The sequence below is a fragment of the Pseudoxanthomonas sp. F37 genome, assembly GCF_022965755.1.
GTDB lineage: Bacteria > Pseudomonadota > Gammaproteobacteria > Xanthomonadales > Xanthomonadaceae > Pseudoxanthomonas_A.
In genome coordinates, this window is record NZ_CP095187.1 from 1,707,575 (window position 1) to 1,732,365 (window position 24,791).

At 68.3% G+C, this 24,791-nt stretch carries 17 protein-coding genes; 13 read left to right on the plus strand and 4 right to left on the minus strand.

Annotated elements, in window-relative coordinates:
- The first annotated feature begins 300 nt into the window (after positions 1-300).
- From MUU77_RS07920 to MUU77_RS07945, 6 genes are all read left to right on the plus strand, one after another.
- Positions 301-1,938: a glucoamylase family protein gene (locus tag MUU77_RS07920; protein WP_245093563.1), complete on the plus strand. Its 1,638-nt coding sequence runs from the start codon at positions 301-303 to the stop codon at positions 1,936-1,938.
- Positions 1,939-2,019: 81 nt separating this feature from the next.
- A complete protein-coding gene (locus MUU77_RS07925; protein WP_245093565.1) occupies positions 2,020-3,303 on the plus strand; it encodes a sugar ABC transporter substrate-binding protein in 1,284 nt (427 codons plus the stop codon).
- Positions 3,300-4,184 carry a sugar ABC transporter permease gene (locus MUU77_RS07930; protein WP_245093567.1) on the plus strand — a complete coding sequence of 295 codons (885 nt, stop codon included), beginning with the start codon at positions 3,300-3,302 and terminating at the stop codon, positions 4,182-4,184. The genes MUU77_RS07925 and MUU77_RS07930 overlap by 4 nt, the downstream gene beginning before the upstream one ends.
- Positions 4,181-5,002, plus strand: a complete 822-nt coding sequence (locus MUU77_RS07935; protein ID WP_245093569.1) for a carbohydrate ABC transporter permease — start codon at positions 4,181-4,183, stop codon at positions 5,000-5,002. The genes MUU77_RS07930 and MUU77_RS07935 overlap by 4 nt, the downstream gene beginning before the upstream one ends.
- Before the next feature lie 33 nt (positions 5,003-5,035).
- Positions 5,036-8,230, plus strand: a complete 3,195-nt coding sequence (locus tag MUU77_RS07940; RefSeq protein ID WP_245093571.1) for a discoidin domain-containing protein — start codon at positions 5,036-5,038, stop codon at positions 8,228-8,230.
- Between the two features lie 52 nt (positions 8,231-8,282).
- Positions 8,283-8,960 carry a hypothetical protein gene (locus MUU77_RS07945; RefSeq protein ID WP_245093573.1) on the plus strand — a complete coding sequence of 226 codons (678 nt, stop codon included), beginning with the start codon at positions 8,283-8,285 and terminating at the stop codon, positions 8,958-8,960.
- Positions 8,961-9,108: 148 nt separating this feature from the next.
- Here the strand turns inward: MUU77_RS07945 and MUU77_RS07950 are convergent, their stop codons facing one another.
- The 3 genes from MUU77_RS07950 to glk all read right to left on the minus strand — a co-directional run bounded on the left by MUU77_RS07950 (position 9,109) and on the right by glk (position 13,033).
- Positions 9,109-9,765, minus strand: coding sequence for a bifunctional 4-hydroxy-2-oxoglutarate aldolase/2-dehydro-3-deoxy-phosphogluconate aldolase (locus tag MUU77_RS07950; RefSeq protein ID WP_245093575.1), 657 nt, complete (start codon positions 9,763-9,765; stop codon positions 9,109-9,111).
- A gap of 117 nt (positions 9,766-9,882) precedes the next feature.
- Complete coding sequence (gene edd, locus MUU77_RS07955; protein ID WP_245093577.1) at positions 9,883-11,793, minus strand: phosphogluconate dehydratase; 1,911 nt, start codon at positions 11,791-11,793, stop codon at positions 9,883-9,885.
- A gap of 232 nt (positions 11,794-12,025) precedes the next feature.
- Positions 12,026-13,033, minus strand: coding sequence for a glucokinase (gene glk / locus MUU77_RS07960; protein ID WP_245093579.1), 1,008 nt, complete (start codon positions 13,031-13,033; stop codon positions 12,026-12,028).
- A gap of 385 nt (positions 13,034-13,418) precedes the next feature.
- On the opposite strand from glk, the gene ugpC reads away from it, so the two are divergent.
- Entirely contained in the window at positions 13,419-14,501 is a 1,083-nt protein-coding gene (gene ugpC, locus MUU77_RS07965) for a sn-glycerol-3-phosphate ABC transporter ATP-binding protein UgpC (protein ID WP_245093581.1), read from the plus strand.
- A 677-nt stretch (positions 14,502-15,178) separates the two neighbouring features.
- On the opposite strand, the gene MUU77_RS07970 is transcribed toward ugpC, so the two are convergent.
- Positions 15,179-16,381: an amino acid aminotransferase gene (locus MUU77_RS07970; RefSeq protein WP_245093583.1), complete on the minus strand. Its 1,203-nt coding sequence runs from the start codon at positions 16,379-16,381 to the stop codon at positions 15,179-15,181.
- Positions 16,382-16,657: 276 nt separating this feature from the next.
- Here MUU77_RS07970 and smc point away from each other — a divergent pair, with 276 nt between their 5' ends.
- From smc to ligA, 6 genes are all read left to right on the plus strand, one after another.
- Positions 16,658-20,161 carry a chromosome segregation protein SMC gene (gene smc / locus MUU77_RS07975; protein ID WP_245093585.1) on the plus strand — a complete coding sequence of 1,168 codons (3,504 nt, stop codon included), beginning with the start codon at positions 16,658-16,660 and terminating at the stop codon, positions 20,159-20,161.
- Between the two features lie 34 nt (positions 20,162-20,195).
- Entirely contained in the window at positions 20,196-20,930 is a 735-nt protein-coding gene (gene zipA / locus MUU77_RS07980; protein WP_245093587.1) for a cell division protein ZipA, read from the plus strand.
- Between the two features lie 162 nt (positions 20,931-21,092).
- On the plus strand, positions 21,093-21,449 hold the full coding sequence (locus MUU77_RS07985; RefSeq protein ID WP_245093589.1) for a DUF2200 domain-containing protein: 357 nt from the start codon (positions 21,093-21,095) through the stop codon (positions 21,447-21,449).
- Between the two features lie 150 nt (positions 21,450-21,599).
- Positions 21,600-21,944, plus strand: a complete 345-nt coding sequence (locus tag MUU77_RS07990; RefSeq protein ID WP_245093591.1) for a low molecular weight protein tyrosine phosphatase family protein — start codon at positions 21,600-21,602, stop codon at positions 21,942-21,944.
- Complete coding sequence (locus MUU77_RS07995; RefSeq protein WP_245093593.1) at positions 21,941-22,300, plus strand: GFA family protein; 360 nt, start codon at positions 21,941-21,943, stop codon at positions 22,298-22,300. Before MUU77_RS07990 ends, MUU77_RS07995 begins: the two co-directional genes overlap by 4 nt.
- A gap of 100 nt (positions 22,301-22,400) precedes the next feature.
- Entirely contained in the window at positions 22,401-24,752 is a 2,352-nt protein-coding gene (gene ligA / locus MUU77_RS08000) for an NAD-dependent DNA ligase LigA (protein WP_245093595.1), read from the plus strand.
- Positions 24,753-24,791 lie beyond the last annotated feature (39 nt).

The window sequence follows — 24,791 nt, forward strand, 5'->3', positions numbered from 1 at the left end:
GGAGCGGATGTGGCCGTTTTTGCCATGGACGATGAAAACGGTTACATTTCGGCGGTGAGCGGTCATCCGTGGAGGGCGGAAGTGACGCACGAGTGGTTCATCCGACACGCGTCTGCCGCCGATGAAACGGCGCAGGAATGCACGTCACCGATACGTCCGCCGACGGGCGCTTGTGCCTTCTCCGTCTCCTGTCTTTCCGGCAGCGGAATCCCCCGAAATTTCTGAATCGCCGGCGAATTCCGTTGCCGATCCGGCGCGCAGGGTTTCGTCCTCGAATGTAAACGTTTACAGCCCAGCATGATGACCAAGAACGAAGCCCGCTTTCCATTGGCCCGCAGCCTCGCGGCATTCTTACTGACCCTGGCGATCGCCGCCTGCCAGAAAACGCCGGAGCCCGCGCCCGCGCCGCAGGCCAAACCCGCCGCGCCTGCCGCGACCGCCAAGCCCGAGCCGTCGGCCAAGCCCGAGCTGCCGCCGCTGTTCCGCGACATCGAGCGCCGTACGTTCCAGTTCTTCTGGGACACCACCAACGAAGTGAACGGCATGACGCCGGACCGCTACCCGTCGCGGCCGTTCGCCAGCATCGCGTCGGTGGGCTATGCGCTGACGGCGTATCCCATCGGTATCGAGAACGGCTGGGTCAGCCGTACGCAGGCCGTGGATCGCACGCTGACCACGCTGAAGTTCCTGCGCGACCTGCCGCAGGGCCCGCAGAAAGAGGGCAAGGCCGGCCACAAGGGCTTCTACTACCACTTCCTGGACATGAACACCGGGCACCGCTTCAACACCTGGGTGGAACTGTCCAGCGTGGATACCTCGCTGCTGCTGATGGGCGTGCTGTTCGCGCAGTCGTACTACGACCGCGACGACCCGCGCGAACGGGAGATCCGCTGGATCGCCGACACGATCTACAAGCGCGTGGACTGGACCTTCCTGCAGAACAACAAGCCGCTGATCTCGATGGGCTGGTTCCCCGAGAGCGGCGTCATTCCGCACGACTGGAAGGGCTACAACGAAGCCATGATGGTGTACGTACTGGCGATGGCCTCGCCGACCCATCCGGTGGGCCCGGAAGCCTGGGAAGTATGGACCCGCAGCTACAGCGAGCTGTGGGGCGTGTTCCAAGGGCAGGAATACCTGACCTTCGCCCCGCACTTCGGCCACCAGTACAGCCATGTCTGGATCGATTTCCGCGGCATCCAGGACGCCTACATGCGCGAGCGGGGCATGGACTACTTCGAGAACAGCCGCCGCGCCACCTACGCCCAGCGGGCGTATGCGATCGAGAACCCGATGAAGTGGAAGGACTACGGCGAGAACGTCTGGGGCCTCACCGCGTCGGACGGTCCGCAACAGACCCTGCAGGAATATCGCGGCGAGCAACGTCCGTTCCGCCACTACTCCGCGCGCGGCGCCGGCTTCCGCGAGAACTTCGACGACGGCACCATCGCGCCGACGGCGGCGGTGGCGTCGCTGCCGTTCGCGCCGGAGATCGTCATCCCGGCGACGGAGGAAATGCACCGGCGCTACGGCGACTACCTGTACTCCAGCTACGGCTTCCTGGATTCGTTCAATCCCAGCTTCGACTACGACATTCCGCTGAAGACCGGCCGCATCGTGCCGGGCAAGGGCTGGGTGGCCAGCGACTACATCGGCATCGACCAGGGCCCGATCCTGGCGATGATCGCCAACTACCGCAACGATTTCGTCTGGAGCGTGATGAAGAAGAACCGCTACATCCGCGACGGATTGAAGAAGGCCGGATTCCAGGGCGGTTGGCTGGATGCGAAGACCGAACAGGCGGCTGCGGCCGCGTCGACGGCGCTTCCGGCACCGGCGGATCCGGACGCGGCTGCGGCGCGCGCACTGGGTACGGCGGAATCGCGCGCCAACCAGGCCTCGCAACCCGAGGCGGCGCGTCCGCAGCAGCCAGAGTAAGCTGCACGCATGTTCGAGTGCGTGCCAGCGACGTTCTCTCCAGCACGCATCAGGGCGGCCATCTTTCGAAGGTCGGCCCTGGTGCGCTGCTGTTTCCTGCTGATGGTCGGCGTCCTGGCCACAGGGCTGGCGGGCTGCGCGCGCACCGGAGACACGCGTACCACGGTGCGTTTCTGGGTGATGGGTTACGAAGGCGAAGTGGTGGCCAAGCTGCTGCCCGAGTTCGAGCGCCAGCACCCCGGCATCCGTGTCGACCTGCAGATCGTGCCGTGGCTGTCCGCGCACGAAAAACTGCTGACCGCTTTCGCGGGCGATTCGCTGCCCGACGTATGCCCGATCGGCAACACCTGGATACCGGAATTCGCCGCGCTCGGCGCGCTGGACCCGCTGGACGACCGGATCGCCGCGACGCCCGGCTTCGACCAGGCGGATTTCTTCCCGGGTGTCTGGGATACCGGCGTGATCGACGGCCATGCGTATGCGGTGCCGTGGTATGTGGAGACGCGCCTGCCGTTCTATCGCCGCGACATGCTGGCCAAGGCCGGGGTGAAGGCGCTGCCCACCCGTTGGGACGAATGGCGCGTGGCGTTGCGCAAGGTCAAGCAGGTGGCGGGCGATGGCAACTATTCCATCCTGCTGCCGCTCAACGAGTTCGAGCCGCTGCTGAGCCTGGCCATCCAGCAGCCCGAACCCTTGCTGCGCGATGGCGGCCGCTACGGCAATTTCCGCAGCGAAGGTTTCCGCCAGTCGCTGGGGTTCTACAAGGAGATGTTCGACCAGGGGTGGGCGCCGGTGGTGACCAACAACCAGATCTCCAACGTATGGGACGAGTTCGGCAAGGGCTACTATTCGTTCTACATCTCCGGGCCCTGGAACATCGCCAAGTTCAAGGAGCGCCTGCCTGCCGCCCAGCAGGACGACTGGATGACGATGCCATTGCCGGGGCCGACGGGCCCGGGCGCATCGCTCGCCAACGGCACCAGTTTCGTCGTGTTCAAGGATTCGCCCAACAAGGCGGCGGCGTGGAAGCTGATCGCCTGGCTGTCGTCGCCGCAGGTGCAAGCGGAATTCCACGCGCTGACCGGTGACTTGCCGCCGCGCCGCTCCCCATGGCGGACGCCAGCGTTGGCCGACGACCCCTACGCGAAGGCGTTCCGCGAGCAACTCGAACGCGCGGTCTCCACGCCCAAGGTGCCGGAGTGGGAGCGCATCGCCACGGAGATGCGTCTGGTCGGCGAGCAGGTGGCCAACGGGCGCATGACGGTGGACCAGGCGGTGGAGGAACTGGACCGGCGCGCCGACCGCATCCTGGAGAAGCGTCGCTGGATGCTGGACCAGGCCGGCAAGGCCGGGGCAGCGCCATGAGGTCGACCCACGCACTCGCCGGCTGGCTGTTCGCCGCACCGGCGCTGACGGTCATCGTGGTGTTCTTCGGCCTGCCGGTGCTGGCTGCGTTGGCGTTGAGCCTCACCGATTTCGACATCTACGCGCTGGCCGATATCGGCAACCTGCGCTTCGTGGGCCTGGACAACTACCTGGGCCTGCTGCAGAACCCGTTGTTCTGGAAGTCGCTGGGCAACACGGTCTACTTCGTCGTCGTGGGCGTTCCGCTGTCGGTCGCGGTGTCGCTGGGCGCGGCGCTGCTTCTGCATTCGAAGCTGGGGCGCTTCAAGGGCTTCTTCCGTACCGCGTTCTTCGCGCCGGTGGTCACCACGGTGGTCGCCGTCGCAGTGATCTGGCGCTATCTCTTCCACACCAGGTACGGCCTGGTGAACTGGGGGCTGTCGTGGGTGGGCATCGACGCCGTGGACTGGCTGGGCGATCCCACCTGGGCCATGCCGACCATCATCCTGTTCGCGGTGTGGAAGAACTTCGGCTACAACATGATCATCTTCCTGGCCGGCCTGCAAAGCATCCCGGAAGATCTGTACGAGGCCGCGCGCATCGATGGCGCCTCGCGCTGGGCGCAGTTCCGCCACGTCACGCTGCCGCAGCTCGGCCCGGTGCTGTTGCTGGTCGGCATCCTGACCATGGCGGGCTATTTCCAGCTGTTCGCCGAGCCCTACGTGATGACCCAGGGCGGTCCGCTGGAGAGCACCAAGAGCGTGCTGTACCTGATGTACGAAGAAGGCTTCAAGTGGTGGAACCTGGGCAACGCGTCGGCGGTGGCGTTCCTGCTCTTCATCCTGATGACGGCCGTCACCAGCGGGCTGTTGTGGTTCGCCCGCAAGCGGGGCGTGGAATGAACAATCGTCTCGTCGCCATCGTCGTCAACGGCCTGCTGGTCGCACTTGCGGCGGTCAGTCTCGGGCCGCTGTTGTGGATGCTGTCGGTGTCCTTCATGCAGACCGGCGAGGCGGGGCACTTCCCGCCGCCGCTGCTGCCTGCCGCGCCCACGCTGGACAACTACCGCGACCTGTTCGTGCGCGCCGGCATGGGCCGCTACCTGGTCAACAGCTTCATCGTCTCCACCAGCGTGATGCTGCTCTCGCTGCTGTTCAACACCATGGCCGGCTACGCCTTCGCCAAGCTGCGCTTCAAGGGCCGCGACAGCACCTTCCGGGCGCTGCTCGCCGCGCTCGTCATCCCCGCGCAGGTGGCGATGATGCCGCTGTTCCTGCTGCTCAAGCAGATGGGCCTGGTGAACACCTATGCCGGCGCCATCGTGCCCGGCATGGCGGCGATCTTCGGCATCTTCCTGGTGCGCCAGTACGCGCGCTCGATCCCCGACGAGCTGCTGGAAGCCGCCCGCATCGACGGCGCCAGCGAGGCGCGCATCTTCTTCCAGATCGTGCTGCCGGGCCTGAAGCCCATCCTGGTGACGCTGGCGATCTTCAGCTTCCTCGGCGCCTGGAACGATTTCATGTGGCCGTTGATCGTGCTGAGCGACGACGCGCTGCAGACCCTTCCCGTGGCGCTGGCGGCATTGTCGCGCGAACACGTGATGGACTACGAATTGATGATGGCCGGTTCGGTGGTCACCATCCTGCCGGTGCTGTTGCTGTTCCTCGTGCTGCAGCGCTACTACATCCAGGGCTTGCTGCTGGGCAGCGTCAAAGGCTGACCCGGAACGGGTCGGCGCGGAGCTTGAATCACCATGAACAACGAACTGTCATTCCTGTGCAGGCGGGAACCCAGCGACTTCGCCTTCCATAAGGCGGCCCTGGCCTGCAGCGTACTGCTCGCGTGCGCCACCCCCGTCTTCGCCGCACAGGACGGCGTGCGCATCCTCGACGACTTCGGCGACCCGTCGGCATGGCGCGTGGTGACGTCCAATCAGGTCAGCGGCGCGCTGCGGCAGGTCGATGGCGTGGAAGGCAAGGCGATGTGCCTGGACTACGACTTCAATGGCGTCTCGGGCCATGCCGGTATCCAACGCGATCTGGAACTCGAATACCCGCAGAACTACCGGTTCGATTTCGCGCTCCGTGGCGATTCGCCGCGCAACGACCTGCAGTTCAAGCTCATCGATGCCAGCGGCGACAACGTCTGGTGGGTCAATCGGCCGAAGTACGACTTCCCGGCCGCGTGGACCCCCGTGCGCTACAAGATGCGGCACATCGACAAGGCCTGGGGCCCGGACCCGGACCGGGTGCTGCGCAAGAGCGTCAGGCTGGAGTACACGGTCTACAACAACGCCGGCGGCAAGGGCTCGGTCTGCTTCGACCAGCTGACGTTCCAGCCGTTGCAGGTCGACGACGGGGCGCCGCTGACGGGCAGGGCGAGTGCGAACCTCGCGTTTCCGGCCGGCGCCGCGGCGCTGGCCGTGGATGGCAAGCCGGACACCGCATGGTCCGCCGACCTGCACGGCGACGCCGACCCGCAGCTGACGCTGGACCTGGGCAGGCTGCGCGAATTCGGCGGGCTGGTGCTCGACTGGAAGCCGGGCCAGCACGCGTCGGACTACCTGGTGCAGTTGTCCGATGACGGCGTGCGCTGGCGCGACGTCCGCACGGTGGTGGGCGGCAATGGAGGGCGCGACTACCTGGCGTTGCCGGAGTCGGAAGCGCGCTACGTCCGCCTGACGGTGGGCGATGGCCCGGGCACCTCGTTCGCCCTGGCCGGGCTGGAGGTGAAGCCGCTGTCGTTCGCGGCGCACCCCAACGATCTGATCAAGGCGATGGCGGCCGATGCGCAGAAGGGCTGGTTCCCGCGCGGATTCAGCGGTGAGCAGCCGTACTGGACGATCGTGGGGCTCGACGGCGGGCGCGAGCAGGGCCTGATCGGTGAAGATGGCGCCATCGAGATCGGCAAGGGCGGCGTCAGCGTCGAGCCCTTCGTGCAGGTGGACGGGCGCTGGCTCGGCTGGGCGGACGTGCAGGCCACGCAATCGCTGCAGGACGGTTATCTGCCGATTCCCGCTGTGGCCTGGATGCACCCGCAGTTCTCGCTGACCACCACGGCCTTCGCCGCGGGCACGCCGGGCGATGCGCGCGTGGTCGCGCGCTATCGCCTGACCAACACGGGCGCCGCGTCGCGCCAGTACACGCTGGCGCTGGCCGTGCAGCCGTGGCAGGTCAATCCGCCCAGCCAGTTCCTCAATACCACCGGTGGCTTCAGCCCGATCAGCGCGCTCGCGCTGGCCGACGGTGTGGCGACCGTGAACGGGCGCGCCAGCCTGCGCTTCGCCACGCCGGATGGCGTGATCGCCTCGCGGTTCGACGAGGGCCTGGTGCGCGAACGCATCGAGGGCCTCACCACCGCGACCGTCGATGCGGCATCGGTTGAGGGCGACGCGACGGGCCTCGCCTCCGGCGCCATGCTCTACCGCTTCACCCTGGCGCCCGGCCAGAGTCGGGACATCGACTGGGTCGCGCCGCTGGAAGGGGCGTTGCCGGCGCGCATCGATGCGGCGCGCGACCAGCAGGCGATGGCGGGCGTCTGGCGCAGGAAGCTCGACGAGATGAGGCTGCAGGTCCCGGCTGAAGGCCAGCCGGTCGCCGATACCTTGCGTACCGCGCTGGCGCACATGCTGATCTCGCGCATCGGGCCGCGCCTGCAGCCGGGCACGCGCTCGTACTCGCGCAGCTGGATCCGCGACGGCGCGATGATCTCCGAAGGCCTGCTGCGCCTGGGTCGCCCGGAGGTGGTGAAGGAATACGTCGAGTGGTACGCGCCGTACCAGTTCGAGAACGGCAAGGTGCCGTGCTGCGTGGACGACCGCGGCAGCGATCCCGTGCCCGAGAACGACAGCCACGGCGAGCTGATCTTCAATATCGCCGAGTACTACCGCTATACCGGCGACAAGGCCTTCCTGCGCAGGATGTGGCCGCACGTGCAGGGCGCGTTCGCCTACATGGAAGAACTGCGCCTGAGCGAGCGCACCGAGGCCAACCGTGCCGTCAACGCCGCCTTCTACGGCATGATGCCGGCCTCGATCAGCCACGAAGGCTATTCGGCCAAGCCGATGCATTCGTACTGGGACAACTTCTGGGCATTGCGCGGGTACAAGGACGCCGTCGAGGTAGCGGAAGCCCTGGGCAAGGCGGCCGAAGCGAAGCGTATGGCGGCGTCACGCGACCAGTTCCGCGATGACCTGTACGCCTCGCTGCGCGCCGCCACCCAGTTGCATGACATCGGTTACCTGCCTGGCGCGGCCGAGATCGGCGACTTCGACCCCACCTCGACCACCATCGCGCTGGCGCCCGGCGGCGAGCAGGGCGCGCTGCCGGTGGACCTGTTGCACGCGACGTTCGAACGCTACTGGACCGAGTTCGTGCAACGCCGCGACGGCCGGCGCGAGTGGAAGGATTACACGCCCTACGAATGGCGCAATGTCGCCGCGTTCGTGCGCCTGGGCTGGCGCGAACGCGCGTGGGAGGTGCTGGACTTCTTCTTCAAGGATCGTGCGCCGCAGGCGTGGAACCAGTGGGCGGAGGTGGTGTCGCGCACGCCGCGCAAGCCGTTCTTCGTCGGCGACCTGCCGCACGCCTGGGTCGCGTCCGACTTCGTGCGCTCGGCGCTGGACATGTTCGCCTACAGCCGCGAGGCCGACGACAGCCTGGTGCTGGCGGCGGGCGTGCCGGCGGCGTGGCTGGATGGCGAAGGCATCGCCATCGACGGGCTGCGCACGCCCCATGGCGTGCTGGGCTATGCGCTGCGCCGGCATGCGGGCGAGGTCGTGCTGGAGGCGAAGGCCGGATTGGAGCTGCCGTCCGGTGGACTGGTGCTGCCGTGGCCTTACAAGGAACCTCCGGGCGAAACGCGCATCAACGGCCAGCCGGCGCAGTGGAAGGACGGCGAGCTGCGCATCGCCACGCTGCCGGCGAAGGTCAGCATCCGTACGCTGTGAGCGAAGGCGAACGGGGATAGAGTAGGCGCGGTTCCTGTCCGCGCCTGCTGCCATGAACGCCGATGACGCCCGCTTGCCCCTCTGGCCGCTGCCGCTGCTGATCGCGCTGCTGTTCCTGGTCGCGGCGCACGCGGCGTACGTGCTGTCGATCCAGGCGGGCCACGTGCCGGCCTGCGTGCCCTACCTGGAAGGCTGCGTCTCGATCAGTCGCGCGGCACGCCACGGGCTGGGAAACCATCTCTTCCGGTTGCTGGTGATTCCCTGCGCGGTGCTGCATGCGCTGGTCTGGCTGCTGGCGCACCGCTGGTTGCGGGGCGGTCGCTGGATGGTCGTGCTGGGCGTGGTCTCGGCCATCGCGCTGGCGGTCTACGCGACCTTCCTCGGCACCGATGGCGAGGCCTACCGCTTCCTGCGCCGCTACGGCGTGGTGGTGTATTTCGGTTTCGGGTATCTCGCGCAGCTCGCCTTGATGCGGCGTGCCGCGCGGATGGGTGCGTTGGCCCCCGGCGTCATCGCGACCCAGGCGTGGATCGCCGCGGCCATGCTGGGACTGGGTCTGGCGAATGTCGTGGCGGGGCTGGCCGTGCCGGATCCTGCGGCGAAGGACCGCTGGGAGAACGTCTTCGAATGGTGGCTCGGCCTGCTGATGGTCGGCTGGTATGCCGCGCTGGCGTCGGGGTGGCGGCGACAGGGCCTGGCAATGGAACTCAAGCGTCATGACCCACTGTAGGAGCGACGTGAGTCGCGACCGCACGGCATCGCATGTAGCAGCATGAGGGCGAGCGCCATGTTTCCGGCAGTGACGGCGTGACTGCGCTCACGCATCACGACACTTCACTTCTGTGGTCGCGACTTACGTCGCTCCTGCAGAGAGAACGTCAGCCGCGCACGCCCTTGACGATGGCGGCGGCCTTGGCGGAACTGGCGGTGACCTTGTCCCACTCGCCGTTGTCCAGCCAAGCCTTCGGCACCATCCACGAACCTCCGATGCAGACGACGTTCGGCTGCGACAGGTAGTCGGCCGCGGTGTCCTCGGTGATGCCGCCGGTGGGGCAGATCTTCAGGTCCGACAGCGGGCCCGCCAGGCCTTTCAGCATCGCCAACCCGCCGACAGCGGTGGCAGGGAACAGCTTGCACACGCGGAAGCCGCGCGCCATCAGCGACAGCAGCTCGGTCGGCGTGGCGGCACCGGGCACCACCGGGATGTCGGCGGCAGCCAGCGCTTCGGCCATCTCCGGCGGCGTGCCGGGCGTCACCAGGAAATCGGCGCCCGCATCGATGGACTGCGCGATCTGCTCGGTCGTCAGCACGGTGCCTGCCCCGATCACGATATCCGGCAGTTCCTTCTTCAGCATGGCCAGCGCGGCCATCGCCACCGGCGTGCGCAGCGTCAGTTCGATCGCCGGCAGGCCGCCTTCCAGCAGGGCTTCGGACACCTTGCGCGCTTCATCCAGCGTGTGGACGGTGACGACCGGCAGGATGCCGGCGGCGCGGAGGAGGGATTCGGCTTTCTGCTGGCGGGCTTGGATGGTCATGGTGGAATGTTCGGCCGGAAGGAGGACTGTAGGAGCGCCCTCGGGCGCGATGCTCTTCTTCTCGCCATTCCCGAAAAGCATCGCGCCCGAGGGCGCTCCTACGGATGGAACAGGAGGCTATGCATCCTTGGCTTCGTGCGGCGCTTCCGCAGCATGCGCGGTGTCGCCCAGTTCGTATTCGGCGTCGTATTCCCAGGTGCCATCGTGGTGGGGCAGGCCGCAGGAGATCGACATCGCCCCGCGGTCTGCGGGCGTCACCACGTCGCGGCTCACCGCGAACAGGTTGCGGCCCAGATCCAGCGCGGCCGGCGAGGTGTTGGGGGCGATGTCGCGCGAGGCCCATTCGGCGGCGTCCACCAGGGCTTCCAGCGTGCCCGCTTCCGCGTCCAGGCGGATGAGGTCGCCTTCGCGCAGCCTGGCCAGCGGGCCGCCGCGTGCCGCTTCCGGGGTCAGGTGGATGGCGGCGGGAATCTTCCCCGACGCGCCGGACAGGCGGCCGTCGGTGACCAGGGCGACGCGGCGACCCTGGTTCTGCAGCAGGCCCAGCAGCGGCGCCAGCGAATGCAGTTCCGGCATGCCGTTCGCACGCGGCCCCTGGTAGCGGACGACGGCCACGAAATCCTGCGGCAGCGCGCCCGCGGCATGCAGCTTGTTGAGCGCACGCGGATCGTCGACGACCACGGCCGGCGCCTCGATGTAGCGGTACTCCGGCTTGACCGCCGAGGTCTTGATCAGGGAGCGGCCCAGGTTGCCGCGCAGCAGGCGCAGGCCACCCTGCGCTTCGAACGCGCGCGCCACCGGGCGCACCACATCCTCATCGGCGCTCCGGGCGACGCCCGGCGCATACCCGAGCTTGCCGTCCTGCAGCCGCGGCTCGTCGCAGAACGCGCGCATGCCGCCGGGCACGATGGTGGGCAGGTCGTGCATCAGGCCGGCGTCGAGCAGTTCGCGGAAAACGAACTGGGTGCCGCCGGCCGCGGCGAAGCGGTTCACGTCGGCTTCGCCGTTCGGATAGACGCGCGCCAGCAGCGGCACGGTCTGCGCGATCAGGTCCATGTCGTCCCAGGTCAGGATCACGCCGGCCGAGCGCGCCACGGCGATCCAGTGGATGGTGTGGTTGGTGGAGCCGCCGGTGGCCATCAGCGCCACCATCGCGTTGACGATGGCGCGCTCGTCGATCAGGCGACCGATCGGCCGGTAGTCGTCGCCCAGGGCGGTGATGCGCAGGGCGCGTTCGGCAGCGGCGCGGGTCAGCACGTCGCGCAATGGCTGGTCGGGATTGACGAAGGACGTACCAGGCAACTGCAGGCCCATCGCCTCCAGCAGCACCTGGTTGGAATTGGCGGTGCCATAGAACGTGCAGGTGCCGGCGGCGTGGTAACTCGCGGCTTCGGCCTCCAGCAGCTCTTCGCGCGTGGCTTCGCCTGCGGCGTAGCGCTCGCGCACGGCGGCCTTCTCCTTGTTGGGGATGCCCGGCGTCATCGGGCCGGCCGGTACGAACACCGCCGGCAGGTGGCCGAAGGCCAGCGCGCCCATCAGCAGGCCGGGGACGATCTTGTCGCACACGCCCAGGTACAGCGCGGCGTCAAACATGTCGTGGCTCAGCGAGATGGCGGTGGCCTGCGCGATGACGTCGCGTGAGAACAGCGACAGCTCCATGCCCGGGCGTCCCTGGGTGACGCCGTCGCACATCGCCGGCACGCCGCCGGCGACCTGCGCGGTGGCGCCCATCTCGCGGGCGAGCGTGCGGATGATCCCGGGGTAATGCTCGAACGGCTGGTGCGCCGACAGCATGTCGTTGTAGGCGTTGACGATGCCGAGGTTGGGCGTGACGTCGGCGCGCAGCCGCCCCTTGTCGGTGGGACCGCAGGCGGCGAAGGCATGCGCCAGGTTGCCGCAGCTCAGGCGGGCACGCTGCGGACCTTCGCGGTGGGCGGCATCGATGCCGTCGAGGTAGGCGCGGCGCAGCAGTGCGCTGCGCTGGCGGATGCGTTCGGTGACTTCCTGGATGCGGGGGTGCAGGCTCATGGGCGTAGGGCTAGGCTGCAGACGCGGACATTCTGCATGGCGGGGCGAAATGAGGCCGTGAGGCGCAACCTTCCGGCATCTCCAGCGCGTGGAGCGGAAGGGCGGGAAACGACGGCGACGGCATGCTGCTTTCTACCGCCTTTGGCGCAGGCGCGAAAGCGACCAAAGGCAGACCAGTCCCCGCATGCAAGCGCTGCGCGTGTTGCGTTGCAGCGCGCATCTGCGCAAAACCTCAGCTGTGCGAGGGTGTCTTCGGCCCGAACAGTTCGACCGCGTAGGCCGCCGCCCCGAGCAGGCCGGGGCGCGGATGCATGTTCGCCAGGGTCGGCACGCGCGCCATCGCCGGCGAGAAGCGGCCCTTGTGTTCGAAGCGCTGGCGGAAGCCGGAATGCTGCAGCGACGACAGCAGGCGGGGCACCAGGCCACCGGTCAGGAACACCCCGTCCCACGCGCCGGTGGTCAGCACCAGATCGCCCGCGATGGCGCCGAACACGGCGCAGAACACGTCCAGCGTGCGCACGCAGCGCGGATCGCCGGCGGCGGCGCGCGCGGTGACGTCCTTCGGCTCCAGGGGGCCCCCCGGATCCTCGCCCGCGATTTCGCTGAGCGCGCGATACAGATTGACCAGGCCCGGCCCGCAGATCAGGCGCTCGTTCGATACGCGGCCGAACTGCGCCGACAGGATTTCCAGGATGCGGATCTCTTCTGGCGTGCCGGGAGGGAAACTGACGTGGCCGCCTTCGGTCTCCAGCGGATAGGCGCGTCCGTCGCGGATCACCAGGGCGGCCACGCCCAGGCCCGTGCCGGGGCCGATGACGGCGTAGGTGCGGGGTACGGACAACGGCGATGGCATCCACTGCGCGCCGCCGATGGCGACCACGTCGCGCGGCGTCAGCAGCGATACCGCCATCGCCTGCGCGGCGAAGTCGTTGACCAGCTTCAGGCCCTGGAAACCCAGCGCCTGCCGGGTGCGGTTCACCGAGATGACCCACGGATGGTTGGTGATGCGGGCCTCATCGCCATCGACGCGGCCGGCGACGGCGAACACCCCGTTCTGCGCGGTGGCGCCGGTCTCGTCCAGGTAGTGCTGCGCGGCGTCGGCGAGCGAAGGGAAATCGGCCACCACGAATTCGCGCACGCTGTCGTCGAGCAGCGGCACGGCGGAAGCGGGATCGGCCAGCGCGAAGCGCGCGTTGGTGCCGCCGATGTCGGCGAGGAGGACCCGATCGGCGCTGCTCATGCGGCCAACATCCTGTGGGGTGCGGGAAGGCTTCCAAAGGGGATCCGCTGCATTCGCCTGGTCGATCCTGTTGTGCGGTGGTGGAGCCACGTTGCGTGGGCCGCGCATGATAGCGCGCGCGCATGCCGACGCCAGGCAGGCATGCGCGCGCATGCGGGCCGTGTATACGTATGCGCGACAGCGGAAACGGAGATCGGAGCGGCGGGCGTGCGGCGCGGCGGAGGTGACATGGGCGGCCTGGACGTGAGGTGGACGTGCGGTCGTCGGCGCGCGGCCGCTTGCCTTGTGAAAACGGTTACATGGCAGAATAGCGCAACTTCCCCGGCCGCGGAACGGGACCCCGACCGCAGCGAACAACCACGGGCGCCGCCCGACCGGAGCAATGATGGCCAGTGTCCAGCTCGACCGCGTGCGCAAGGTGTACGACAACGGCCAGGTGGCCGTGCACGGGGCCAGCTTCGAGATCGCCGACGGCGAACTCATGGTGCTGGTGGGCCCCTCCGGCTGCGGAAAGTCCACGCTGTTGCGCATGATCGCCGGGCTCGAGGACATCACCGACGGCAACCTGCTGATCGGCGGGCGGCGCGTCAACGAGGTGGCGCCGAAGGACCGCGACATCGCCATGGTGTTCCAGAGCTATGCGCTGTACCCGCACATGACGGTGGCGGAGAATCTCGCCTTCGGCCTGAAGCTGCGTGGCGTGGCGCGCGCCGAGATTGATCGGCGCGTGAATGCGGCCGCGGAGACCTTGGGCATGACCCGGATGCTGGGGAAGCTGCCACGGGAGATGTCCGGTGGACAGCGCCAGCGCGTCGCGCTGGGCCGTGCGCTGGTACGCGAGCCGTCGGTGTTCCTGCTCGACGAACCGCTCTCCAACCTGGATGCGAAACTGCGCCATTCCGTGCGCACCGAGATCGGCCGCCTGCATCGCCAGCTCGGCGCGACCATGATCTACGTCACCCACGACCAGGTGGAGGCCATGACGCTGGGCCAGCGGATCGTGGTGTTGAAGGACGGCGAGATCCAGCAGATCGACACGCCGATGGCGCTGTACGAGAAGCCGGCCAACCTGTTCGTTGCCGGGTTCCTGGGCAGTCCGGCCATGAACGTGCTGCATGGCACGCTGCGCGAGGCCGACGGCCTGCAGCTGGTGCTCGAGGGAGGGCAGGTGCTGCCGCTGGGCCAGGCATCGGTGACCGCGGCCTGGCTGGACCGGCGCGTGGCGCTGGGTGTGCGCCCGGAACACCTTCTGCCGGCCGGCATCGGCAAGCCGGCGTTCGAGGCGCAGGTGGAGCTGATCGAGCCGGTGGGCAATGAAGTCTTCGTCAACCTGACCTGTGCGGGCCTAGCGCTGGTCGCCCGCATGCTGCCGCAGCGCCTGCCCGAACCGGGCCAGGCGTTGCGCGTCACCGTCGAGGGCGCGGTGCTGCATGTGTTCGATCCCGATACCGGGGCGCGGTTGTCGTAGCAGCGCCCCATGGGAGCGATGCGTTTCCGGGCTCCCGCAAGAGCATCGCGGGCATGGCCCGCTCCTACAGGGTTGCGGTCGGGTGTAGGAGCGCCCCATGGGCGCGATGCGTTTCCGGGCTCCCGCATAGAGCATCGCGGGCATGGCCCGCTCCTACAGGGTTGCGGTCGGGTGTAGGAGCGCCCCATGGGCGCGATGCGTTTCCGGGCTCCCGCATAGAGCATCGCGGGCATGGCCCGCTCCTACAGGGTCGCGCTCGTGTGTAGGAGCGCCTCATGGGCGCGATGCGTTTCCGGGCTCCCGCAAGGGCATCGCGGGCATGGCCCGCTCCTACAGGGTGGCGGGCTGTGTAGGAGCGCCCCATGGGCGCGATGCGTTTCCGGCGTTCCGCAAGAGCATCGCGGGCGTGGCCCGCTCCTACAGGGTTGTGTGTAGGAGCGCCCCATGGGCGCGATGCGTTTCCGGGCTCCCGCAGGAGCATCGCGGGCATGGCCTGCTCCTACAGGGTCGCGGTCGTGTGTAGGAGCGCCCGATGGGCGCGATGCGTTTCCGGGCTCCCGCATAGAGCATCGCGGGCATGGCCCGCTCCTACAGGATTGCGGTCGGGTGTAGGAGCGTCCCATGGGCGCGAAGCGTTTCCGGCGTTCCGCAAGAGCATCGCGGGGCGGGGCTGACGCTCAGCCGCGGCTGACCGTGCGCACTGCCTCCGCCACGTAGTCCAGGTTCTGCTGGTTCAACGCCGCCACGCAGATGCGGCCGGTGCCGACGGCATAGATGCCGAACTCGTCGCGCAGCCGGTCCACCTGTGCCTTGCTCAAGCCGGAATAGGAGAACATGCCGGCCTGCTGCTGGATGAAGGCGAACTCCGGCGCGCCGGAGGCGGCCAGCTTCTCGACCAGTCCCGCGCGCAGCGTGTGGATGCGTGTGCGCATGGCGCCCAGTTCGCTTTCCCACAGCGTGCGCAACTCGCGGCTGGCCAGCACGCCGGCCACCAGTGCCGCGCCGTGCGTGGACGGGCTGGAGTAGATGGTGCGGATGATGCGTTTGACCTGGGACTGCACCGCCTTGGTCGCCTGGGCGTCCGGTGCGACCACCGACAGCGCGCCGACGCGTTCGCCATACAGCGAGAACGACTTGGAATACGAGTTGGCCACGATGAAGCTGTCGATGCCGGCCTCGGCGACGATGCGTACGGCGGCGCCATCTTCCGTGATGCCCTTGTCGAAGCCCTGGTAGGCCATGTCGATGAAGGGGAACAGCCCGCGCTCCTGCAGCAGCGCCGCGACCTGCTTCCACTGTTCGACGGTCAGGTCGGCGCCGGTGGGGTTGTGGCAGCACGCATGCAGCAGGACCACGGTGCCGGGCTGCAACCGGCCCAGGTCGGACAGCATGCCGGCGAAATCCAGGCCATGGGTGGCGGCATCGAAATAGGTGTAGTCGACGATCTCGAAGCCGGCCGCGGCGAACACGGCGCGATGGTTCTCCCAACTGGGGTTGCTGATGGCCACCGTGGCGTGCGGCAGCAGCTTCTTCAGCAGGTCCGCGCCCACGCGCAGCGCGCCGCTGCCGCCGATGGTCTGGGTGGTGGCGACACGGCCGGCGGCGATCAGCTCCGAATCCCCGCCGAACACCAGCTCGCGGGTGGCGGCGTCATAGGCGGCCAGGCCGTCGATGGGCAGGTAGCCGCGCGGCTTGCCCTCGGCGGCCAGGGCTTCCTCGACGCGGCGCACGCAGTCGAGCAGGGGAATGCGGCCCTGCTCGTCGTAGTAGATGCCGACGCCCAGGTTGACCTTCCGGGTGCGGGGATCGGCGTTGTAAGCCTCGGTCAGCCCCAGGATGGGGTCGCCGGGCACCAGTTCGACGGATGCAAAAAGAGACACGGGGTGGGGACCGTTGATGAGTGAGGGAGGAGGGGTGAAACGGTCTGCGATGCTAACAGGCGCGGGCCGCTCCGTACGCCGCGGGTGGTGCGGCGTACGTCGCTGGAGGGCCCGGACATCCGGCGGCCGTGGCGGCTATACTCATCCGTTGGCGTGCCTGAAGGCAGGCCGGATTGCCAGTCAAATCAATGGTTTGGCAGTCGAAGCTGATCCCATTTCATACTTGCGGCAGCGCGCCGGCCCGGTCCGGTCGCGGTGCCCGGAAGACACCGCCGCATGCGCCTTTCCACCATCAAGCTGTCCGGTTTCAAGTCGTTCGTCGATCCCACCGTGCTGCATCTGCCGACCAACATGACCGGCGTGGTCGGTCCGAACGGCTGCGGCAAGTCGAACATCATCGACGCGGTGCGCTGGGTGATGGGCGAAAGCTCGGCCAGCCGGCTGCGCGGCGATTCGCTGACCGACGTGATCTTTTCCGGCTCGGCGGCGCGCAAGCCGGTGTCGCAGGCCTCGGTGGAACTGATCTTCGACAACAGCGACCACACCATCAGCGGCGAGTTCGCGGCCTTCAACGAAATCTCGGTCAAGCGCCTGGTCAGCCGCGACGGCCAGAGCAACTATTACCTCAATGGCACCAAGTGTCGCCGCCGCGACATCACCGACCTGTTCCTCGGCACCGGCCTGGGCCCGCGCAGCTACTCCATCATCGAGCAGGGCATGATCAGCCAGATCATCGAGGCCCGCCCGGAAGACCTGCGCATCTACCTGGAGGAAGCCGCCGGCATCTCCAAGTACAAGGAGCGCCGCAAGGAGACCGAGACCCGCATCCGCCACACCCGCGAGAACCTCGACCGCCTGAACGACCTGCGCGAGGAGATCGGCAAGCAGCTCGAACACCTCAAGCGCCAGGCCAAGCAGGCCGAGCAGTACAAGGCCCTGCAGGAAGAGCGCCGCGTCAAGGATGCCGAGTGGAAGGCGCTGGAATACCGCGGCCTGGACGGCCGGCTGCAGGGTCTGCGCGAGGCGCTGTCCCAGGAAGAAACGAAGCTGCAGCAGCTGATCGCCGAACAGCGCGAAGCCGAGCGGCTGCTGGAAACCGACCGCGTGCGCCGCGAGGAAGCCGCCGACGCCCTCAACAAGGCGCAGGGCGAGGTCTACCAGGTCGGCAGCACGCTGGCCCGCATCGAACAGCAGATCCAGCACCAGCGCGAGCTGGCCGAGCGCCTGAAGAAGGCGCGCGACGAGGCCCACCATGCCCTGCAGGAACTGGGCCAGCACATCAGCGGCGACCAGACCCGCCTGGCGGTGCTGCGCGAGTCCGTGGCCGACGCCGAACCGCAGCTGGAGCAGCTGCGCGAGGACGACGTGATGCGCCAGGACGCGTTGCGCGAGGCCGAGGCCGCACTGGCCGACTGGCAGCAGCGCTGGGAAGCGCACAGCCGCGAAACCGCAGAGGCGTCCCGTGCCGGCGATGTCGAGCGCACCCGCGTGGACTACCTCGACCGCCAGTCGCTGGAAGCCGAGCGCCGCCGCGAAGCGCTGGCCGCCGAACGCGCGGGCCTGGACCTGGAGGCGCTGGCGTCCGCCTTCGAACAGCTGCAGCTCCAGCACGACACCCAGAAGGAATCGCTGGAGACGCTGACCGAACAGGTCGAGGCCCGCAAGCAGGCGGCCGCCGACACCCAGGAGCAGCAGCGCGCCACCCAGGCCGAACTGTCCGACACCCGCAAGCGCGCGCAGGAAGCGCGCGGCCGGTTGTCCTCGCTGGAAACCCTGCAGCACGCCGCGCTGGGCCAGGAACAGGGTGCCGCCATGACCTGGCTGAAGGCCCGCGGCCTGGACAATGCCGCGCGCGTGGGCGAGAAGCTGACCGTCGAGCCGGGCTGGGAGAACGCCGTCGAAGGCGCGCTGGGCCAGCTGATCGAAGGCGTGCTGGTCGACGCCCCCGAATCGCTGGTGGAGGCGCTGGGCGAACTCGGCGATGGCCGCATCGCGCTGGTTTCCGACGATCGTGGCGACGTGGCGTTCGCGCCGACCTCGCTGGCGGCCAAGGTGCAGGGCCCGGCGGCGATCCGTCGCCTGCTGGCCCGCCTGCACGTGGCCGAAGACCTGTCCGAAGCCCGTCGCCTGCAAGCGCAGCTGGGCGAGGGCGATTCCGTCATCACCCGCAACGGCGAACGCCTGGGCGCCGGCTGGGTGCGCGTGCTGCGCTCCGGCGCGGCCAAGCAGGGCGCGTTGCTGCGCGAGCGCGAGATCCAGGCGCTGCGTGGCGAGATCGAAACCCTGCAGGCACGCGAGGCGGGGCTGGAAGAACGCCTGGCGCAGCTGCGCGACCAGTTGCTTGCCGCGGAACAGCAGCGCGAAGAGGCCCAGCGCACGCTGTACATGGCGCACCGTGGCGTGTCCGAGCTGGCCGGCCAGCTGCAGAGCCACCAGGGCAAGCTGGAAGCCACCCGCACCCGCCTGGAGCGCATCGACGGCGAGATTGCGCAACTGGTCGAAACCCTGGACGCCAGCCGCGAGCAGGCCCGTGAAGCCCGCGCCAAGCTGGAGGATGCGGTCACCCGCATGGGCGATCTGGAATCCGCACGGCAGGCGCTGGACAACGAGCGCCGCCAGCGGGTCGAGGCGCGCGACCAGGCACGCGAAGCCGCCCGCGCATCGCGTGATGCCGCGCACGCACTGGCCCTGACCCTGGAGTCGCAGCGGGCGCAGATCGTCTCGCTGAGCCAGGCCCTGGACCGTATGGGTGGCCAGCGCGGCCAGCTGGACTCGCGCCTGGAAGAGCTCACCGTGCAGCTCAACGAAGGCGATTCGCCGGTGCAGGAACTGGAGGCGCAACGCCAGGCGGCGCTGGACCACCGCATTACCGCCGACCGCCAGCTGGCCGAAGCGCGGTCGCTGCTGGAAGGCATCGACAACGAACTGCGCCAGTACGAACAGACCCGCCAGCAGCGCGACGAGCAGGCGCTGGCCCAGCGCGAGCGCATCTCCCAGCGCAGGCTGGACCAGCAGGCGCTGGCGCTGAAGGCCGAGCAACTGTCTGAAGCGGTGGTGGCCGGCGGCTTCGTGCTGGAGGACGTCATCAACACGCTGCCCGAGGTCGCCGACATCCGCGAATGGGAGCAGGCCGTCACCCAGATCGACGGCCGCATGCGCCGCCTGGAGCCGGTCAACCTGGCCGCCATCCACGAGTACGGCGAAGCCAGCCAGCGTTCGGAGTACCTCGACGCCCAGCACGTGGACCTCACCACCGCGCTGGAAACGCTGGAAGAAGCCATCCGCAAGATCGACCGCGAGACCCGCGGCCGCTTCAAGGACACGTTCGACCGCGTCAATGCCGGCGTGCAGCAGCTGTATCCGCGCCTGTTCGGCGGCGGCCACGCCTATCTGGAACTCACCGGCGAGGACCTGCTGGACACCGGCGTGGCGATCATGGCCCGCCCGCCCGGCAAGCGCGTATCCAACATCTCGCTGCTGTCCGGCGGCGAGAAGGCCATGACCGCGGTGGCGCTGGTGTTCGCCATCTTCCAGCTCAATCCGGCGCCGTTCTGCCTGCTGGACGAGGTGGATGCGCCGCTGGACGAGGCCAATGTCGGCCGCTTCACCAACATGGTGAAGGAGATGAGCGAGAAGGTGCAGTTCCTGTTCGTGTCCCACAACAAGGCCACCATGGAAGCCGCACACCAGCTCAGTGGCGTTACCATGCGCGAGCCCGGCGTCAGCCGGCTGGTGTCGGTGGACCTGGAAGAGGCCGCCCGCCTGGCCGGCGCCGCCTGACCCTGATCGATCCCAACCTGCCGGAGAATCCCCTGTGTCCGACATGGCCATGCTTCGTATCGGAATCCTCGTCGCCGGCGCCCTGCTGCTGGTGGCGATCTTCCTGTTCGGACGCCCCAAGAAGCCCAGCCAGGGCCGCCGCATCGAAACCGCCGAGCGCGACACGGCGCGCGTGGAGCCCAGCCTCGCCGGCGACGACACCAGCGAGCAGGTCCAGGACTACAGCGGCGAACGCGTCAGCCAGCCCGAACTGGGCCTGGCCGGGGGCACCCCGGTGGCCGGGGCGGAAAGCGAACTGGGCAAGCGTCCCAGCCAGGATTTCGACAAGATCGTCTCGCTGTATGTGGCCGCGAAAGCCGGACAGGTGCTGCGCGGCGAGGACATCGTGGTCGCCGCCGAGAAGACCGGCCTGACCTTCGGTCACATGAACGTGTTCCACCGGCTGGTGGAAGGGCACCCGGAGCGCGGCCCGGTTTTCAGCATGGCCAACATCATGCAGCCCGGCAGTTTCGACATGGCCAACATCCGCGCCCTGGAAACCCCGGCCATCGCGTTCTTCCTGACCCTGCCGGCGCCGATGACCGCGCTGGAAGCCTGGGAGAAGCTGCTGCCCAACGTCGAGCGCATGGCCGAACTGCTGGGCGGCGTGGTCCTGGACGACAGCCGCAACACCCTCGGCCGCCAGCGCATCCAGCACATCCGCGAAGAGCTGCGCGCCTACGACCGCCAGCACGAAGCGCCGCCGCTGACGAAGGCGCCGCGGTGGTGAGGTCGATTTCCAAGGCTGGCGAATCCAAGCTGCCGTAGGCCGGGTTGAAGCGAAGCGCAAACCCGGCGCTCATGGACTTCACGGGTCGAGGCGCTGGGTTTACGCTTCGCTCCAACCCAGCCTACGAAAAGCCTGTCCGTTCTTCTTGAGGGAGTCGAGGTGATGTCCGGCCATCGCATCTTCACCACCTCCTTCGCCAGCGTGTACCCGCTGTACGTGCAGAAAGCCGAGCGCAAGGGTCGGACGAAGGCCGAGGTGGACGAGGTCATCCGCTGGCTGACCGGTTACGACCAGGCCGGGCTCGAACGGCAGATCGCGGCGAAGGAGGACTTCGAGACGTTCTTCGCCGAAGCCCCGCAACTCCATCCGCACGCAGCGCTGATCAGGGGCGTGGTCTGCGGCGTGCGCGTCGAGGACGTGGATGACCCGTTGATGCAGAAGATCCGCTACCTCGACAAGCTGGTGGACGAACTGGCGAAGGGGAAGGCGATGGACAAGATCCTGCGGTCCCCGAAATAGAGGGATGCAACGTAGGCTGGGTTGAAGCGCAGCGTAAACCCAGCGCTCGAGATCCCGGGTGGATCGCTGGGTTTACGCTGCGCTTCAACCCAGCCTACGGCTGCCATGAGGGCCTTGGACCGCCGTCATGCTATCCCGCACACTGCGTCCATGCCCCGCAACGTCCTCTTCATCTGTACCCAGAACCGCCTGCGCAGTCCGACGGCGGAGCAGGTATTCGCCAACTGGCCGGGCGTGGAAACGGCGTCTGCGGGGCTGGGCAATGACGCCGAGGTACCGGTCTCGCCCGAGTTGCTGGCGTGGGCGGACATGATCTTCGTGATGGAGAAGGCGCATCGCAACAGGTTGTCGGCGAAGTTCGGGCGTCACCTCAACGGCAAGCGGGTGATCTGCCTGGACATCCCCGACGACTACGCGTTCATGGATCCCACGCTCATCCGATTGCTGAAGCAGAAGGTCGTTCGGTTCCTGCCCGCCAACGTGGAGGCCCCATGACCCGTCCCCTGCAAACCTGGACCGGCCGCTGCCACTGCGGCGCGGTGCGCTTCGAGATCGATACGGATTTCCCAGAGCTGACGCAATGCGACTGCTCCATCTGCCGCAAGAAGAACGCGCTGATGGTCAAGGTGCACGAGAGCGCCTTCCGCCTGCTGGCGGGCGAGGATGCGCTGGCCGAGTATCAGTTCCACACCCACACCGCGCGCCACCACTTCTGCAAGGTGTGCGGCATCTACCCGTTCCACCGCAAGCGCGTCACGCCCGATTTCTACGGCATCAATGTCTACTGCCTGGACGGTTTCGATCCGGCCGGCATCCCGGTGCGGCTGACGGTGGGCGCGGGCATGCCGTGACCGGCGCCGGGGCAACGGCGCCACGCGGTGGGGACAGGGACGGCCCTCGACAGGCCCACCCGGCACCTTCCGTCACGCCCGGCGGGCTTAGAATTCCCCCATGACGCCGACCCCTGCCGCACGCATCGCCGACCTCCGCCGCCAGTTGGAGGATGCCAACTACCGCTACTACGTCCTGGACGAGCCCAGCATCCCGGACGCGGAGTACGACCGCCTGCTGCGCGAGCTGGAGGCGCTGGAGGCAGCGCATCCGGATCTGGTCACCGCCGATTCGCCCACCCAGCGGGTGGGCAACGCGCCGGCCGGCAAGTTCGCCGAAGTGCGCCACGCCATTCCCATGCTGTCGCTGGGCAACGCGTTCAGCGAGGAGGAAGTGCAGGACTTCGTCCGTCGCATCGCCGACAGGCTGAAGCGTCCGTCGCTGCGGTTCTCGGCCGAGCCCAAGCTCGACGGCCTGGCGATCAGCTTGCGCTACGAAGGCGGCGCCTTCGTGCAGGGCGCCACCCGCGGCGACGGCGCCACCGGCGAGGATGTCACCGCCAATCTGCGCACCATCAAGGCCATCCCGCTGACCCTGCGCGGCACCGGCTGGCCGGACGTGCTGGAAGTCCGCGGCGAGGTGTACATGCCGCGCGCCGATTTCGAGAAGTACAACGAGCACGCACGCAAGCATGGCGGGAAGGTGCTGGCCAATCCGCGCAATGGCGCCGCCGGTTCGCTGCGCCAGCTTGACCCGCGCATCACCGCGCAGCGGCCGCTGGCGTTTTTCGCCTACGGCACCGGCCTGGTCGAGGGCGGCGAACTGCCGGATTCGCATTCGGCCACGCTGAAGCAGCTGCGCGGCTGGGGCTTCCCGGTCAGCAGCCTCAGCGAGGTGGTGGAGGGCGTGGACGGCCTGCTCGGGTACTACCGCCGCATCGGCGAGGCGCGCGACGGGCTGCCGTTCGACATCGACGGGGTGGTCTACAAGCTGGACGATGGGGAAGGGCAGCGCGAGATGGGCTTCGTCTCGCGCGCGCCGCGCTGGGCCATCGCGCACAAGTTCCCGGCGCAGGAACAGATGACCGTGCTGGAGTCGATCGAGGTCAACGTGGGCCGTACCGGCGCGGTGACGCCGTGGGCGCTGATGCAGCCGGTGCACGTGGGAGGAGTGACCGTCACCCGCGCCACCCTGCACAACGCCGATCAGGTGGCGCGCCTGGACGTGCGCAACGGCGACACGGTGATCGTGCGCCGCGCCGGCGACGTCATCCCGGAAGTGGTGGGCGTGGTGCCGGAGCGGCGTCCGGACGGCACCGTGCCGTGGCGGATGCCCACGGCCTGCCCGGTCTGCGGCTCGGAGATCGTCCGCGAGGAAGGCGAGGCGGTCTGGCGTTGCAGCGGCGAACTGACCTGCCCGGCGCAGCGCAAGGAATCGATCATCCATTTCGCCTCGCGCCGGGCCATGGACATCGAGGGCCTGGGCGAACGTTTCGTCGAGGATCTCAGCGATCTGGAGTTCGTCCAGAACGTGGCCGACCTCTACAAGCTGACCGTGGACGACCTGCTGGCGATGAAGCGCCGCGTGGACGAGCGCGACGGCACCACCCCTGAGACCGTCAAGGCCGGCAAGGTGGCGACCAAGTGGGCCGAGAACCTGATCGAGGCCATCGACCGCAGCCGTCGGACCACGCTGGAGCGCTTCCTGTTCGGACTGGGCATCCAGCACGTGGGCGAGAGCACGGCCAAGGCGCTGGCGCAGTGGTTCGGCGACCTGCAGGTGATCCGCCGCCTGCCGTGGCCGCTGTTCAAGCAGGTGCCGGACATCGGCGGCGAAGTGGCGCGCTCGCTGGGCCACTTCCTCGACCAGCCCGGCAACCAGCAGGCCATCGACGATCTGCTGGCACGCGGCGTCGTCATCGGCGACACGCATCCGCCGTCGGGCAGATTGCGTGCATCGCTGGACCTGGCGACGCTGCTGGTGGACCTGGAGATCCCCAAGATCACCCGCGTGCGCGCCGAGCAGCTGGCGTCTGCGTTCCCCTCGGCGCAGGCGCTGCTGGACGCGCCGGTGCACAACTTCGTCACCGCCGGCCTGCCCAGCGATTCGGCCAATGCCTTCGCCACCTGGCTGGAGGACGAAGCGAATGCGCAGCTGCTGTCCCGCAGCGGTGCGGCGCTGGAAGAACTCTTGCAGGTCACGCCCAAGGAGGTCGCCACCGCCGCCGGACCGCTGGACGGCAAGACCGTCGTCCTGACCGGCAGCCTGGCGTCCATGAGCCGCGACGAAGCCGGCGAGAAGCTGGAGGCACTGGGTGCCAAGGTCGCCGGCAGCGTGTCGAAGAAGACGCACCTGGTGGTGGCCGGCGAAGCCGCCGGCTCCAAGCTGGCCAAGGCGCAGGAACTGGGCATCGAGATCTGGGACGAGGCGCAGCTGCTGGCGTTCCTGGCGCAGCACGGGAGCGGTGCGTGAGCCGCTGGCGACCGGGGCCCGGCTGGAGCGAAGGCGTCG